The sequence below is a fragment of the Actinomyces polynesiensis genome (assembly GCF_000820725.1).
Lineage (GTDB): Bacteria > Actinomycetota > Actinomycetes > Actinomycetales > Actinomycetaceae > Pauljensenia > Pauljensenia polynesiensis.
On record NZ_CCXH01000019.1, the window covers coordinates 1 to 16,346 of the forward strand.

Annotated in this window: 10 protein-coding genes; 3 read left to right on the forward strand and 7 right to left on the reverse strand. The window is 60.8% G+C overall.

Going from position 1 to position 16,346, the window contains the following annotated elements:
- Nucleotides 1–104 precede the first annotated feature (104 nt).
- The 3 genes from TA90_RS00650 (at nt 105) to TA90_RS14425 (ending at nt 1,894) form a co-directional block, all read left to right on the forward strand.
- Nucleotides 105–473 carry a YbbN family protein gene (locus tag TA90_RS00650; protein WP_197067808.1) on the forward strand — a complete coding sequence of 123 codons (369 nt, stop codon included), beginning with the start codon at nt 105–107 and terminating at the stop codon, nt 471–473.
- A 142-nt stretch (nt 474–615) separates the two neighbouring features.
- A complete protein-coding gene (locus TA90_RS00655; RefSeq protein WP_082031172.1) occupies nt 616–1,302 on the forward strand; it encodes an SIMPL domain-containing protein in 687 nt (228 codons plus the stop codon).
- Nucleotides 1,303–1,417: 115 nt separating this feature from the next.
- Nucleotides 1,418–1,894, forward strand: coding sequence for a helix-turn-helix domain-containing protein (locus TA90_RS14425; RefSeq protein ID WP_074015203.1), 477 nt, complete (start codon nt 1,418–1,420; stop codon nt 1,892–1,894).
- Here TA90_RS14425 and TA90_RS00660 read toward each other — a convergent pair.
- Genes TA90_RS00660 through TA90_RS00690 form a run of 7 tightly spaced genes read right to left on the reverse strand, consistent with a single transcriptional unit; the run spans nt 1,889 to nt 15,716 of the window.
- Nucleotides 1,889–4,288, reverse strand: a complete 2,400-nt coding sequence (locus TA90_RS00660) for an AAA family ATPase (RefSeq protein WP_187120056.1) — start codon at nt 4,286–4,288, stop codon at nt 1,889–1,891. The genes TA90_RS14425 and TA90_RS00660 overlap by 6 nt on opposite strands.
- Before the next feature lie 11 nt (nt 4,289–4,299).
- Nucleotides 4,300–4,575 (reverse strand): restriction endonuclease, encoded by a 276-nt coding sequence (locus TA90_RS00665; RefSeq protein ID WP_043534103.1) that lies wholly within the window; start codon nt 4,573–4,575, stop codon nt 4,300–4,302.
- A 46-nt stretch (nt 4,576–4,621) separates the two neighbouring features.
- The gene (locus TA90_RS00670) at nt 4,622–8,281 is read right to left on the reverse strand and encodes a YobI family P-loop NTPase (RefSeq protein ID WP_043534104.1); all 3,660 of its coding nucleotides are present in this window, start codon (nt 8,279–8,281) and stop codon (nt 4,622–4,624) included.
- Complete coding sequence (locus TA90_RS00675) at nt 8,278–9,027, reverse strand: M48 family metallopeptidase (protein WP_197067809.1); 750 nt, start codon at nt 9,025–9,027, stop codon at nt 8,278–8,280. Before TA90_RS00675 ends, TA90_RS00670 begins: the two co-directional genes overlap by 4 nt.
- Complete coding sequence (locus TA90_RS00680) at nt 9,011–12,106, reverse strand: type I restriction endonuclease subunit R (RefSeq protein WP_043534106.1); 3,096 nt, start codon at nt 12,104–12,106, stop codon at nt 9,011–9,013. Before TA90_RS00680 ends, TA90_RS00675 begins: the two co-directional genes overlap by 17 nt.
- The gene (locus tag TA90_RS13540; RefSeq protein WP_074015204.1) at nt 12,103–13,272 is read right to left on the reverse strand and encodes a restriction endonuclease subunit S; all 1,170 of its coding nucleotides are present in this window, start codon (nt 13,270–13,272) and stop codon (nt 12,103–12,105) included. The genes TA90_RS00680 and TA90_RS13540 overlap by 4 nt, the downstream gene beginning before the upstream one ends.
- Nucleotides 13,272–15,716 (reverse strand): type I restriction-modification system subunit M, encoded by a 2,445-nt coding sequence (locus TA90_RS00690; protein ID WP_043534122.1) that lies wholly within the window; start codon nt 15,714–15,716, stop codon nt 13,272–13,274. The genes TA90_RS13540 and TA90_RS00690 overlap by 1 nt, the downstream gene beginning before the upstream one ends.
- Between the last annotated feature and the right edge of the window lie 630 nt (nt 15,717–16,346).

Sequence of the window (16,346 nt, forward strand, 5' to 3'; positions counted from 1 at the left end):
GGGAGCGTCCCGCCCCGGGGAGCGTCCCGCCCCGGGGAGCGTCCCGCCCCGGGGAGCGTCCCGGTCGGGTGGCGAGGCGACGGCGTGGGGTGGAGGATCGGGGCGTGACAGTGACCAGGATCCGCCGGTCCACCGGGTGGGGGCACCCCTCCGGTGTGGGCCGCGGCATGAGCAGGGGGGCGGCGTCCCCACCCGTGGTGGAGTTCGACCTGTTCAGCTCGACGTTCTGCGGGGCGTGCCTGCACACGCGCACGGTGCTGGAGCGTGCGGTCGCCCTCGTCCCCGGCACGGCCCTGAGGGTGCACGACGTGGCGATCGAGGAGGACCGCGCGCGGGCGGAGCACATCACCGCCACCCCCACCGTCATCGTGCGCGACCACGAGGGCCGCGAGGTCCTCCGTGCAGGCGGTGTGCCGACGCTCCAGCAGGTCCTCGTCGCCGCCGACCGGGCGGCGCACCCGCAGACCCGCTGACGCACACCCGCAGACCCGCTGAAGCGCCCCCGGGCGCCCCCAGAAGCAACACCCGGGTGCCCACTGACCGGATACGCTCATCTGTGCCCCCGGACCCCACGGCGCTGCCCGCCGGGCCCGGGAACGGGTACGACGAGGACGGATGAGTACGACGAGGACAGGAGTCGACATGCGCATCACCCTCAGGGGCACCGACGAACTCGGTGCTCCTCCCGAGCGGGGCACCGCACGCCTCCTCCTCCAGTACGAGGGCACGGACCGCTCCCGGGTCCTGGCGGACACCCGCCGACTCGCACTCACCGTCCAGGCGGACGTCGACTCCCTGCGTGGTCCCGACGGCCCGGTCACCGACGTCCACTCCGACTCCCTGGCGGTCTGCTCGTGGGTCCCCGTCGACCGGGACGGTCGGCCACAGGAGCGCGTGCACGTGGCGACCATCCCCGTGCGCGTCGAGTTCTCCGACTTCGACGAGCTCTCGACGCGGACCTTCACCTGGTCAGGTCTGGAGGGCGTGGTCGTGGAGGGCGTGGACTGGGACCTCACCGACGCCACCCGCAGGGACCTGGAGGAGCGGACCCTGACGGGAGCGCTCGCGGACGCACGGCGGCGTGCGCGGATCCTCGCGGCGGCCGCCGGGGCGGGTGACGTCCGGGTCGTTGAGGTCGCGGACCGGGGGATGCTCGGCGGGGGTGGCGACGACGGATCCTTCACCCCGGTGGGGATCGCCGGTGCCCGCATGCTCGCCGCGCCCGGCGGGGACGAGGGACTGCGGATCGAACCCAGGGACGTCGTGGTGCGCGCGGAGGTGGACGTGGTCCTGGAGGCGTGAGACGCAGCCTGCGCAGCCGTCCCCGGGACACCACGGGATGTGCGCCGGGGCAGTGGCGGACGGGGCGGACCCGGGGGTGCCGTGACCGATGGGACCGGCGGAATCCCGCGGGAGAATGGTCGCCCTTATTGACCTCTGTTCCAGCAAATATCCGACGGGGGTGGAAACCGAGACTCTCCGCCAAATCGCAGGCTTTCGCAGCACCGCTCAGCCATCGGGTGTCGACACCTTGCCGGAGACGGCTCCGGATAATCTGGTGACACGTCCGCATCGCCGTAGGTGGAAGCGCGTAACGGCTGAAACGCGAGCTCAGGTAGTCACTCGCTACTCCGCGGGTGAGGCCTCAACCGTCCTGGCCAAGGAGTACAACGTCGCCAAGTCCACCATCTTGAACATCCTCCGAGCCAACAACGTGGTCGTCCGCCACCAGCCGATGACACCTGAGCAAGTTGCTGAAGCCGCCCGCCTCTACGAATCCGGCCTCTCCCTGTCGCAGGTTGCTGAGGCACTCAACGTCAACCAGGAGACGATGCGGGTGGCTATCATGAAGGCGGGCGTGGGACTCCGTCCGCCGACGGGGCGTGATTCATGAATCCGACTCGTCATGGGTTGGGGCCTCGGCTGCGGCCGCGGGATCGTCTCCCGCTGCTGACTCTGGCAAGAGGGTGACCGGGTCGGCGCCCACAACAGTGCAGAGCCCGACGAAGTGTTCGTGGTCAAGCCGGTCCATGAATACGAAGACGGCGCTGAGCGCCGCATCGATCTCATCTGGGCTTACCGTATCATCAGTTTCGGGCGTCTGACTGTGCGAATAGGCATGGGCGTAGCGGGTGAGCTGCTGTCGAAGCGCATCGGCATCTCCTCCGTATCCCGAGTCGATCAGAAGCTGCCCGGCCTTACGCATAGAGGCGGTGAAGTCCCCGAGCCAGTCCGGTCGCTTGAATGCAAGGAACGACTCGAGGATGCGACGAATGACATTCGGGAATAGCAATTGTGCATCAAGGCGGTTCTCGAGCGAATCGCTCTCGGCGAGCTTCTTCTTCGCGTCGACGACCGAGATGAATGCGTGGTGGTAGCTCGATCGGATCTTCTTGCGAACCGCGCCGGACTCGGGCCATTTCACAATCACCGGTTGGCGGCGGGTGCGTCCTCCCGATGTAATGTGCCGAGACTTCAACTCGTACAGCTCCGCCGGACACTTCTTCTTCATGCCTGCCCCACGATGGAGACTTTCGAGTTGGACGTCCCACTGCTTGAAAAGCTCGAAGTTGTGCGTCAAGAGGATGAACTGATCAACAAGCTTGTCGGTGTCGTCGCTCGTAGCCACGGTCCAGAGGTAGGTTGAGATGCCCATGAAGATATTGCTGTCGAGGCTGGATACCGGGTCGTCGATGACGACGATCGGGTTTCCCTTCGACTTCCGGTCATGGTGGGCTACCCCTTCGAGGAAGTGGATCAGCGTGATCGCAGTCCGTTCACCGACGCTGAGGCCGATGGCTGGCTGACCGTCTCGGGTCACAACGTATTTTCCGTCCCGCGCTTGGAACGTGAGCTCATTCCGACCGAGCAGTCGAGCAACTTCCCGAGTAAGCACTTCGGCTGACGGGGTCGGGTCGCCCTCGACGCTTTCGAGCTTCGCGATCTCATCATTGATCGCGTCGATCCGTTTCTGAGCAGTCGTCTGCCGAGCTAAGGCATTGGCCCGTGCTCCGACCTGCTTGTCGATCTCGGCTTCCTCAGACTTGAGGTGATGGCCCTCGATCTCTACAGCTGCGGCGGCAAGAAGAGTGGCGTGTTGGGCGACGCGGTCGTTCTGTTGCTTCAGAACAGTCTCAAGTGAGGATCCGTTGATCGCAGGAGCCTCGGTCGCCTCCGGGTCAACCGCTTCGAGGACGTTTGCTCGCTTCGCCCGTACCCGCGCTCTGAGCTCATTGGCCCAGCTCTTCAACGCGGTCGATTGGTCCCGAAGACTCTGGGCCGCCGCATCAAAGTCGGTGCGGAGATCGTCGAACAAGAGACTGCGATTTGGAATGCGGCGGACGATGGCATCCGCGTCAGAGTCGAGGGATTCGAGCGTCGTGTTAAGCGAATCGAGGTCACGCTGAAGGCGAGCGATCTCATGCGAGAAGTGCTGCTCGATATCTTGCAGTCGTCCCGCCGGTATCTTCTGCCCACAGAAGATACAGACATCGGAGTGCTCGTGCAGAGTCTGTCCTTTTTGGACCCACGTGGAGGCGCCGGGATTCGACCGCAGGGTGTCGAGCACGATAGTGACTGGAGTCGCAGAGAGCAGTTTATCGGCACGGGTCTCGAGCGTCGAATCCGGAGTCAATGAGAATGGGTCACTGTCTAGTGCCTCGCGATTATCGCTGGCGACGAATTGCTTCTTGGACGCGAGGGCTGCGTCGGAGAGCGTCTTCCAAGAGCCGCGGTCCCCGGCAAATTTATCCCTAACCCGCCGTGAATTGTAGCTACCGCGACTGCGGTAGCCATCGACCCGAGAAAGATCACCGACGACCGCCGCCGAGACACGCTCTTGAGCGCTGGTCGCAGCTCGCTCGGCTGCATGTACGTCGCGTTTCGCCTGATCAAGCTCCGAGGTCCTTGTCTTCATCTCCTCACGAAGCGTGGCGAGCTGCTCCTCAGCTTCGGCCGTTCGTTCACCGAGGGTCAAGACAGCATCGATGTTCGGACTGCCCTCGTGGAAGCGGTGGCTCCGCTCGACGTAGGCTTCGCCGAACACATAGAGGCGGTCGAAGACTGCATCGTCCTGGCCGTTGGTGCTGCGCTCCGCCCCAGACTCTTCAACCTGAATTGAGAGATGCTGGAACCCGTTCGGGATCGAGCGAGTTGCATCCAGCGCCCTAGACAGCGAGGTCTTTCCAACTCCGTTCGGTCCGTAGATGACGTTGATTCGAGCGAGATCTGGCAGAGACGTGTCCCACCTGTAGTCGACCCAGATGCCACTGTTCTTAATCCACTCCAAGCGCCGGAACACTATAGACCCCATTTCCCGGCAACGGCTCGTGCGTAGTCGTCGATGCCGATCGCCTCGAAGTGGCGCGTGGTGGACTTGATCTTGGCGAGCTCGGTGCGGTGGAGCTTCGAGTCGTCGAGGGTTTTCGTCGTCTTGTGGATCATGTAGATCCGGTCTTTGCTGTCGTCCTGCTTGATGACGTTCTGCCACACCAGCTTCCGGTCACCCGCGAGCTCGGTGGTGTTCTCCGAGATGGTGGTGGCTGGAGACTTGATCTGGCTATCGACGGTGGCCATGCTTATGTAGCCTCCACTCTCACAAACATCCTCGAATGCACTCGCATCACTTGTGTCTCTTGTTCACCTTGATCGACCCATTGTGTTCCTTGTACGAGCTCACAATTCCGTCCTGCTTTAGCCGCCCGAGGAGAGCGCGGTCAACCGCCGTGCCAGGGATCTTCGGCTTGTCGTATCCGACCGCTGTCAGCTCCACGTAGGCGCCGCCAAGCGCGGACAGTATTGTGAATAGCTGATCGCGGCTGATACTGCTGAGATGCGGCTCAAGAAGCGGGACGACTTGCTGCGCTGAAACGCCGCCCTGCGCCATCTTCTGCACGACATCCGGCGGGAGCTTGCTCCCATGCTGCATTGCGAACCGCGCCAACTCGCTCAGGCCCCGACGGTCGGCCACCTCCGCATACGCCGCAGCCTGCTCGATGAGCGCATGCTTGACCGCCGCGCCGATCTCGTCATCCACAAGCAGTTCCGGCAGGTCTGGACTCACCAACTCCGGCGTCATGTAGCTCGCGAACTCCGCAGAAGCCCGGATGAATGCCTTCCGCGTCGGCCAGTCCGTACCCGCAAGGTGTGTGTAGGACTCCGGAACATCCGCGATGAGGTTGTGCTTGAGGAGCAGTGCGAAAAGTTCTCCCGTCTCGGCTGGAATGTCATCGACATCAAGGTGGTTCTCGAGTGCCAGGCTCTCGACCAGTTGCGCGCGAAGGTCAGCAGACGGAAGTACTGCTCTCGCACTCAACGCTGTCTTCGCGAGAGCTTCTTTGGCCGCTTCATCTGCGTTGTCTGTTCCAGAGATCGCACCGCTCTCAGCAAGGAGCGCCGCAAGACTCTGATCGATGGAGCCGACCGACTCGACGTAACGGGTCGCGTTCTCGAAGGTCGCCGGGAAGCGCTGGTACTTGGCGAGGACCGGCCACACGTCTCCCGCAACATCACCGAGGGTTTCAACCGTGCATTCTTCCGAAGCACCAGCGACAACAGGATCAAGATGAACACCATCGTCACGCTCCAGCACGTCCTCAAGGACACTGGTGAAGCCTTGGACTTTGTCGATGGTCGAGCAATAGCTCCCACTCTCGTCGATCGCATCCAGGTACGCCGTGAGGTTATCGAGGCAGTACTGGTACACGGTCTCATCTTCCATGGCGAGCGAGTCGAGTCCGAGGTCTATTCCTCGCCCGATAGCCGTCATGAGGTTACTGAGGGTGATCTGATAGCTGTTCCGCGCGACGAGCGCACGCCGTAGGTTCTCGCTACTCGGCGCGAGGGTTGGTACGACGACTCCGGCAGACATGAAGAGGTCAGCGATACGCGTCGCCTGAGTCGCGCTCGTCTCGTCGGCGTACACAGTCGGGAGCTCGGTGTAGTGCTGTAGCAGATACGCCGAAGTAGCCCCATCAGTCCGATACTTCGTGTCAGCGGCGAGATTCGCGAGCACCGCGTCGACAAGCTCCAGCCGCAGCGATTCTTCGAGTTCCACCTGGCTCACGAGATACGTCAGTATCCGGGAAGACATCGGCGTCAGCCGTCCGACCAGCTGCTTCCGGTGGCTTCCGGAGTCGAGGTAAGCCTGGAGGAACTTCTTCTGAGTGTCGCCAAGACTTACTAGCGAGCGGATCATGATGTCGGCTGCGTCAACGTCGGTTGTAAGGAGACGGTCGAGGATCGCGATGTTGTAGAGCGCGGGTTCTTTCAGTGCGCTCTTGCCTCGCTCCCGCACAACGGCGTCGACATCCTCCGGGCCGAGTTCAAAGTGCGCATCCATCAGGTCTCGCTCGACGTGGTGGATGATGAAGTTCGTTGCCGCTGGACTCACTCGGTCGCCGTGGAAGGTCGACGTGTACAGCGTGAAGTTGCGGTTGAGATATCCCGCACGCACCAGCTGGTACGCGAGTCCTGGCTTCAAGAGTTCCTCGGCCGCAGAAGCGAGCGGCCGCGCCGTCTTCTCATAGGTGACTAGGAACTCGGGACGTCTCACGAGGTCTCCAAGGTCGGCGCTGCGTAGGAACTTGATCTCTTCGGTCTCGTCCTCGATCTGTTCGTTCAGCGAATTCCGATCCGCCTCGCTCCAGCTGTCAGCGTCTAGCGGATCGCTGAGTTCCGTCGCGAGGTGACTCCGAGTGAATGACAGCGTTTCTCCGTAATTGTTGCGCCACTGGAGCGCGGAGTCGCCATCAGCCGCGACGAAGCTCGTCCAGAACTGCACGCTCTTGAGGTCGTCAAGGGATTTGCCCTGACGCTCAAGTACGTACGTCGCATTCTGTTGCCGGTACCCGGCGGCAGTTACAACCCGTTGGACGTGCGCCAAGAGGCGATCTCCCAGCTGAGCGCTTCGAGTTGCCGCTCCGTTGATCCGCGTGAGCCGCTGTTGAAGCACTCGACGCTCGCCCTCGATCCGATTGATGTTCTCGGCTACCAGCTCACGACCGAGCTTGTAGAGAGTGTCCAGATTGCTCTTGCCGAGCCGGATCATCTCGAAGTCCGTGAGGTGTGTGCTCTTGTAGAGCATCATCGCGAACAGGTCAGTCTCGCTCAGGTCGAGTTGCTCACCGTCACCCGAGAAAATTCGATCGCGGAAGACAATGAACTCATTGCGGACGTTCTTCAGCAGCCGCATATCAGGGACGTACTGCGCAGCCAAATCGAGCAGTTCCGGTGCCACCTTGTGCTCGATCTTGCCCAACAACTGGGTCGCCAGGTTCCGGGCACTGCGATGAGTGATGAATGGAACCACTGGAATCACGAGATCGAAGAACTTGGTGCGGTTCGCACGCACCGCCTCGGCTTGCGCCGGATCCTCGATTTCGAGCACACCTGTCTCAAGCTTGCGGCCTTCCGCTTCCAGCCCGATTCGATCGAAGATACTGTCCTTGATCGCGTAGATGAAGCGGATCGGTTTCTCGATCTGAGGCGAGGCGTTGAGCAGAGTATTGAGCGCGCGCAGCGTCTCGAAGATGTGTGAGTCGTTGAAACGGTCGATGTCCTCGAAGATCACGACGTCACGACCCGACACGTCGAAGAAGTAGACGATCTCGTCGAGGTACTGGTCGAAGTATGAGATGGAGTTGTCATCTAGGGTGACCGTGGCCGCACCCGCCGAGAATTGCTTGATGCGGAGCTTCCCGTAGAATAGCCAGCGGACCATCAACACGGCGATCGTCGCGGTACCCCAGACAATCAGGTGTGCCCAAACCCCGAGATCGTTCAGCGCCGCGAAGGTCGACGCGATCTGTGCGGTCCACCCCGTCAGCAGGACTACGACGGCAACGGAGAAGCCCAGCAGGGCGGAAGTGCCGAGTTCTCGCCACCACCGAAAGCGTTCGATCCGGCGAAACCGCGATGCAGGAGTCTTGCTGGGATCCTCTCGGTAGAGCAGCTGTTTGACGATCTCCTGCTGAATGCGATTGGTCGGGGTTGTTGCCTGAATAGGCACCGACCCGTCGATCCCTGATACCTCGATCGGTGCAAGTGTCGACAGTGAAAGTTCAACAACGCGTCCGTCAAGTCGTTTCCCGAGTTCCCCCAAGATACTGCTCTTGCCGACACCGTAGTTGCCGGACAGCGCGATGTTAAGGATCTTGTCATCTTCAAGTGCAGCCTCGAGTGCCGAGACGTAGCCGCTGTGCTCGGCCTCAAGGTACTCGGGAGTCAGCGGGATGAGGCTCCAGGGGCTTCTGGCCTCCGACGGCTGGCCACTGCGACTCATGCCGTGGCCTCTATGTCCTCTGAGCCCCACTCTTCGTCAGCCAGCGGAGCGTCGTTCAACTCGTCGCGCCGTGCTCGCCAGTCCGGCAGGAACTGATCCATCAGGTCTGTGAAGCGTTGGTTATGGCTGCGTTCGTGCAGATGCGTCAGTTCGTGAACGACGATGTACTCGAGGCAGCGGGGGTTCTTCTTGGCCAGCTCGGGGTTGAGCCAGATCGTACGGGATTGAGTCACGCATGTGCCCCACTTGGTCTTCATGCGACGAACGACGATCTTGTCCGCCTCTGCTCCCACGATTGGCTGCCACTTGGCCAGGAGGAGGGGTAGGGCGGCTTTGAGCTCGCGACGGTACCAACGGTCCAGGGCGGCTCGCTTGGCGTCAGCGTCAGTGTCAGCCGGCGTTACCACCCAGAGTGTCTGACCCTTGGTCTCAACGTGGAAGTTACCTGAGGTGCGCGAGACATCCAGCCGATATCGCTGGCCCCAGACGTAGTGGGTTTCGCCGGATTGCATCTCCCGCTTGGTCTGGCGATCTGCATGCTGCAGCCGCTCTCGTTGTTGCTTGATCCACGGCAGACGTTGGATGATCGCGACGCGGATGGTGTCTTCGTCGAGGGTATCCGGTGCAGCAACGCGGACTCGCCCGATCGGCGGGTAAACCGAGATGTGCAGGTTCTTGATGTCTTTGTAGACAACGTCGATGCCGAGGCCGGCCACAGTGAGGTAGGCGCTAGCGGTACTCATCATGCTCCTTCAGGAGCTTGACGAGCGCGTCCAGGCGTTCCGGCGCGAATCCGTCCGGCAGTTCGCGACGAAGTGATCGTTTCAGGGCTCGCTCCTTCATTGGGTTGCCTGCCCAGTCGTGGTCCTTGTTGTTCTGGATGAAGTCGCTCAAGTACTCGACGTCGATCGTGATGTCGCTCGGCCAGCTGAAGTCGACTAGCGCCCGACGAGCAGGAGTTGATGCCCAAGCAGGGTAGGTAGCGTCCGAGTCCTTCTTGCCGACCTGAGCGGTCAGGGAGAGCAGGTCGTTGAGGAAGTCGGCGTATGCCTCGGCTTCTTCGCGGCGACGCTCAATGATGGCGTCAAGCAGTGAGGACATCCGGTCGTAGTACTTCGGGTTCAACGCCCGTTCGTCGACGATGGTCTTGCGGACGTTGTTGATGATGGTCTCAGCCACCGCCTCCGGATTCTTGCGAATACCTTCCGGCAGAGTGTCGATGGCGCCGGCGCCGCGTTCTACGATCAGCTGCACCAAGCCCTGGTCCAGGGTCGCCACTGTCTCCGACGGCTCGGCGAGGATGTAGGTGTCGAGCAGCGAACGCATGCCTGCTTCGAACTGCTTCATGTCGATGTTCTCGCCGGCACCACGTTCGACCTCGTTACGCACGGCCACGTAGTCGGTGACCTCGCTCTTGATGGATGCCGCTTCGGCAGCCGTATAGCCAGCCGCCTCCATGTCGTTCGCCAGGGTGCCGTAGGCGCGAACCAGCGAAGCGACTGACTTGTACAGCTCGACACGCTTCGGCTCGTTGAGCTTGATCTGCTCCGCATCGCCAGGCTCGAGAGAGACGAAGTAGTGCTGGTATTCCAGTGTTCCCTTCGGCGGAGCCACAGGTTCGCAGAGGGCGCGGACTCGCTCCAACGCCTCGTCCAGATCCTGACGATCTTGCTGGGTGCGGTCTTTGAGCAGTCCGTCGATGTCTTCCTTCGCGTAGCCGTCGAGGGCGCCGGAGGTGTAGTCCGTGATGGCCTGATCCAGCGATTGGAACAGGTCGCGATAGTCGACGACGTAGCCGTAGGTCTTGTCGTCGCCGTCGAGGCGGTTGACGCGGCAGATGGCCTGGAACAGGCCATGGTCCCGCATCTTCTTATCGATGTAGAGGTAGGTGGCACTCGGCGCGTCGAAGCCAGTCAGAAGCTTGTCGACCACGATCAGAAGCCGCATCTGACCGGGCTCTTCGATGAAGCGACGCTTGACGTCCTTCTCGAACTCCTCGATCCGCAGTACCGCCTGGTCTGCCGACTCGTGGAAGTAGTCCGCCAGCATCTGGCGATAGATGTCGTACTTGATCAGCTCTTCGTTGTCGCCCTCACCAGCGTCCTCCTTTGAGATCGAGGTAGCGGTCGGGACGTAACTCGACACGATGGCGACCTTGTCCTTGAAACCCGCTTGGACGAACATCTCATAGAACTTGCAGGCCTGGTACACGCTTTCGCTCACCAGCATGGCGTTGCCGCGTCCAGACAGCAGACGAGGCTCGCGCTCGAAGTCCATCAGGACGTCCTGCACGATCATGGCGGCACGCGAACGGGCCGACACGACCTTCTGCATGGTGCCCCACTTCTTCTTGAGGCGCGCCTTGCTGAGGTCGGTCAGTCCCTTGGTCTTGATGTCGAACCACTTGTCGACTTGCTCCGGGCCGATCAGGTCCTGGTCGATGTTGCGAGCCGTGTAACGCAGGTCCAGCACCACGCCATCCCGGACAGCCTCATCGAACTTGTAGGTGTGGATAAAGGAGCCGAACGTCTCGATGCTCGTCGCCTTGTCGGCCTTGAGCAGCGGCGTCCCAGTGAAACCGATGAACATCGCTCCCGGCAGCAGGGCAGTCATCGCCTTGTGCAGCTTGCCACTTTGGGTGCGGTGCGCCTCGTCGACGAAGACGAACAGGTTCCCCTTGGCCTCGAAGCCGGTCGGGACGCGGGAACCCAACTCCTTGATGAACTCATCGCTGGCGGTCTCATCTGACTCATCGCTCTGGTCCCCAGCGCGGAACTTGTGGACAAGCGAACACAGCAGCCACGGCTGGCTCTGGTTGAGCATGCCGATCAGGTCGGCACCCGAGGTAGTGCGGTAGATCGACTCGTTGACACCGCCGAAGACCTTCTCGATCTGCTCATCGAGCTCGGTGCGGTCCGTGATAATCAGCACACGGGCATCGGTCTGGTGCTCACGAATCCACTTCGCCAGCCACACCATCGTCAGGCTCTTGCCCGAGCCCTGCGTGTGCCAGATAATGCCGCCCTCATGGTTACGGACCCGCTCCTGAGCAGCCTTGACGCCGAAGAACTGGTTGTGTCGGGCGGTCTTCTTAACCCCCGAGTCGAACACGATAAAGTCATGGATGATCTCCAAGAACCGATCCTTGGAGCACATCTGGAGTAGGGAACGGTCGAGCGGGTTCGACTCCTCGCCGGACTCCTTCCACTCGAGCCAGTACTTCTCGGAGGTATCGATCACGCCGTAGCGCAAGCCCTCGACGTCATTGCCCGCGAACAGCAGCTGGACGGTCGTGAAGAACGGCCGTACAAAGTGCTGCTTCTGGTTGCCGATGTTCTGACGGATGCCCTCGCTGACGCTGACCCATGAGCGTTTCAGCTCGATCACGCCCAGAGCGATGCCGTTGACGTAGAGCACAATGTCGGGCCGCTTGGTGTGCTCGCCCTTGATCGTGACTTCCTCCGCCACCACAAAGTTATTGGCCTGCGGATCGTCCCAGTTGATTGGCCAGACAGTCTCGGTGGTCTCGCCCACGTCGCGTTTGACCTTGACGCCGTAGCGAAGCAGCTCGTAGAACTTTCGGTTGGCCTCATAGAGATTCCCACCAACAGCCAAGGAAGATGCGTCAAATAACTGATTGACCGCTCTACGAATCAGTTCCTCGTCATAACCACTTGTATCCAAGTAATAAACCAGCGAATCCTCATCGATATTGAAATTCTCAAAATCGGAAAGATCGCCGCCGTACTCGTAACCGAGCCGATCCTGGAAGAGAGCCACGACACGGTTCTGCGTCTTGCGTTCGATCTGGCCTACGCTACTCATGCTGCGACCTCCTCAGTGAGGCGCGTGCGGCCGGTCAGCAGCTCCTGCATCATGCCCTGCTTGATCGCCCGAGCAGACTCACGGCGCCGCTCGATGGCCGCGATCTCCCGGTCGAAGTCGTCGAGTAGTTCCGCGATCGATGATGCTTCAGCGGCGTCAGTAGGCACACGAAGCGTGAAGTCAGCCAGCCGTTGCTTCTGAATGTTCGGGAGCCCCGAACCGACACGTAACGCCATGAGTTCTGGCTCTATTGCTTTCAATCGGTGGTAAAGAAACGCAACGGAGTGGCCTTCGCCCTTCGGATCGAGCGCATAGCAATGTCCTCCGAGCCAAAAATCACCCTCCGGACGTCCCACCCAGCCACAGGAGTTACCTCCCTCGCTAATTGTCACAACCTGCCGCAATACGTTTGGCGCGTCAGTTTGCCCAGACGGCGTAACGCCACCATTCCAAACAGGAATAGATCCGCCGACGATCATGTGGGCGCGACCAAGTTGTGCGCCTTTCGAAATACTTGCGATATCGCCGATACGGCGCTCCTCCCAGGGTGCATTAAAACCTCCGAGACGAGCGGCCCCAGACAGAAGTAGCTGCATCATGCCTTGCTTGATGTCTCGCTTTTTCGCCACGGCTCTATCAAGCGCAAGCAACTGCGCGTCGATTGTCAGCACCACATCCGCGATTCGCAATTGCTCTGCCCGATCACCCGGATACATCACAGGCACATCAAGAATGTCCCCCATGTTGATCTTCTTTGGAATCGCCCACGCTAGCGATCGATCCTCAACATCTTTGACGAACTGTTCCGATTTTGTGTACGCATAGAGGAAGCGTCCGTCAATTCCTGGGCCAGGTCTCAGTATCGCCAAGCTAACGTAAACACTCGCCGCCGTATCCCAATCGACGTACTTCGTCTTGGCGAGGGTACCGATTCGCGTCATCATGATGTCACCGCGTTTTGGCTGGGCGCGCCGACCGATAGCACGCGCCTCTTCTTTAGTAATGTATTTCACATTTTCGAAATCGTCATTTGTAACACTTTCGACGCTGTAGAACGGAACTCCATTCGATACATAGCGAGGTGTCTGATGAGTTCCATCGCTGATCTGTGAGCAGAGTTCCCCGAGGGTTGCAACCGCCCAGCCCGATGGAATTGAGCCCAACATCACTCGACCCCCATCACAGCAAGATGCCCTGCGACTTTCGTGCTCAACGCCTGGATCTCAGCGTCGAGCTGCCCGACCGTGGCCTCGTACCGTTCGGCGAGCACACGCAGGCGAGCGGTGAACTTCTGTACCGCTGCGACAAGCTCGCTCTCGATACCGGCCGCGATGGTGGCGCCCCACTTGTCGTCGATGACCAGTTTCTTGATGTCGTCGGTGGTGAGCTTGCCGTACTGAGCCAGCGCCTGCTCCTCGAGCTTGGTCGTCGTGTCCTTGACCGTCTTCTTGGCGGCTGCCTCAGCGGCGAACAGGCTGGCGACGTGGTTCAGCGCCTTGATCTCGTCGGGATCGGCTCCCTCGGTCTTGGCGGTACGGATCCGGTTCTTGACCGTGGTCGCGGTGATCTTGTCGTCTTCGACGGCCTCCCAGAGCAGACCTTCCTCGACAGCGTGCTCTTCGGTGTATTCCTCGATCGCCTGCGTCGCAGCTTCGAAGTCGACGGTCAGTTGGTCGAGCTGAGCCTGCTCATTTGTGAAGAACCGTCCGATGATGTAGCTCGGCGGGATGAGGTCCATGACCCAGCGCTTGGCTTTGGCTCCGGTGCCGAAAACCAGGTGCGCGTCCTCGCGCTTGGTCTTGTTGTTCTTGTCTTTCCAGGTGCGGGCGGCACGGGGCTTGGCCGCAGTGTCCCAGCCTTCGCCGACAATCAGGGCAACGTCGTCGTGCATCGAAGCGTTCCAGTAGCTCATCAGCTGCTCGTAGACGGCGTACTCGTCGAGCAGTCGATGCGAGCGGAAGCTCTCCAGGAGCGATTCGCCGAGAACCGCCGACAAGTCATTCGGTCGGGTCGATCCCTCGATACCCTCGAGCGCCGCATGGTTCGCCTGCCACCAGGACTTGACGAGATCCGTCGTGCCCGAGCTGATCACCGGGTACTGACGGAATCCGAGCACGGTCGACTCGATGTCGGCCTTGTTGATCTTCAGCTGCGAGTAGCCATCGCGCAGAGGCGAGAACAGCTCCTCGCGCAGGCCAGGGAATGCGTCCCAGTAGAGCTGCAAGTCGTCGAGGTCGCGGTTCGGGATGCCACCTTGCAGGTGGGCGCGCAGGTCTTGGATGTCCTCCGGTTCGGAGGAGTCGATGTAGCGAGGGATGTTGAGGTTGTAGCCGTTCTTCGTGTCCTCGATCTCGCTGTTGGGTACGAACCGAGAGAAGCGATCGATGTCGGCCTGCGACAGGTAGGCGTCGGTGATCTTGCGCATGTCACGCGGACGCAGGCGATTCTTCGGTCCATCCTTCTCGAACCCTTTGGAGGCGTCGATCATGAAGATGCCTGTGCGGCTGGCAGCTTCCCTCTTGTCGAGGACCAGGATGCAAGCCGGAATCCCTGTGCCGTAGAAGAGGTTCGGCGGCAGTCCGATGATCGCCTTGATATAGCCGCGCCTGATGAGTTCTTTGCGTATCTGTGCCTCGGCGTTTCCACGGAAGAGCACGCCGTGAGGCAGGATGACCGCGCCACGTCCGGTGGACTTGAGTGACTTGACCATGTGGAGCAGGAAGGCGTAATCGCCGTTCTTGTCCGGTGGTGTCGCGAAACCATCGAAGCGCCCGTAGTCCTTCTCGACGCCATTCTTCCAGGTCTTAACCGAGAACGGAGGGTTCGCCACCAGGTAGTCGAAGGTGGCGAGCTTGTCACCCTCGCGGAACTTCGGATCTGACAGGGTGTTGCCCAGCACAATCTCGTTGGTCTCGTTGCCGTGGAGGATCATGTTCATCCGAGCCAGGGCCCACGTGGCGTTGTCGTTCTCCTGGCCGTAGATCGTCAGGCCGTTCGGAGCCGCATCGGCGACCTTAATCAGCAGCGAACCGGAGCCACAGGTTGGGTCGTAGACTGTCGTCGACTTCGGCGTTCCAGCCGGGATCTGCAGCAATTGAGCCATCACGCGAGAGACCTCAGCGGGCGTGTAGAACTGGCCCTTGCTCTTGCCGGACTGTGTCGCGAAGTGTCGCATCAGGTACTCGTAGGCGTCACCGAGCAGGTCGTCGCCCTCGGCCCCGGAACCCGTGAAGTCGATGTCCTGGAAGATGCCGATCAGGTTCGAGACGCGATCCTGGAGATCCTTGCCCGACCCCAGCTTCGTCGGGTCATCGAAGTCAGCATTGTTGATGACCCCCTGCAGGCTATTCACCTCGGCCAGCTTGCGGATGGCAACGTTGACCTTCTCGCCAACGTCCGGCTTGCCCTTGAGCGTGATCAGGTAGTCGAAGGAGCCGTCCTCCGGCACCTCGATGAGGGCGTAGGGGTCAGCCTTGGCCTTGTCTGAGACGTACTTCACGAACAGCAGTGTCAGGACATAGTCCTTGTACTGGCTGGCATCCATCGAGCCGCGAAGCTCGTCAGCACTACTCCACAGGGAGCTGTACAGGTCCGACTTCTTGAGGGCCACCGTCACGCCACCACCCTCGACGGCACCTCGCGTGCCTGGCCTGTTGCCCCTGGGTTCTGTCTCATAGTGTGTGGTCTCCTCCGCGCCGAGGGCGCGCCTTACGTTGTGCTTGTACCGCCTTGTCCTAAGTTACAGGCGGCCACCTGCATCACGAGGTGCCGCGCCGCTTGGAAGGTTCCCGCTGCCGCAGGGAGCAGCCGGACGACTTGACCGGGACCCTGTGATCTGTTCTCGCTTCCCTGCGGGAACGTGCGCCACTCGACGAGGATTTGTCTCATTCGTGCGTGCGGTCCGCGTTCCCGGACGGATGACGTGGCAGCCTGCAAACCAGTAATGAAATTGTGAAGGGAATCCAATTGTCGAACTGTACACATTCTTCTATAGGTAATTATACGGAACCATGAAATATGGTCAACTGTAAATCGGTGTTGTTTTGGGAAACGCGTCGCACAAGCGCTCGCAGAATACTGCTCCTGCTACATGATGTATTGACGGGTCATTCCCACCGCGACAGGCTCCTTGGAAGCAAGGGGTTCTCCCAGATTAGTTCGAAGTCGGACCGTCGCGATTCAATCAATACATAGTACAGAGAGAAGGCACTAGGCTCATGGTGGGATACGCACTCATTGC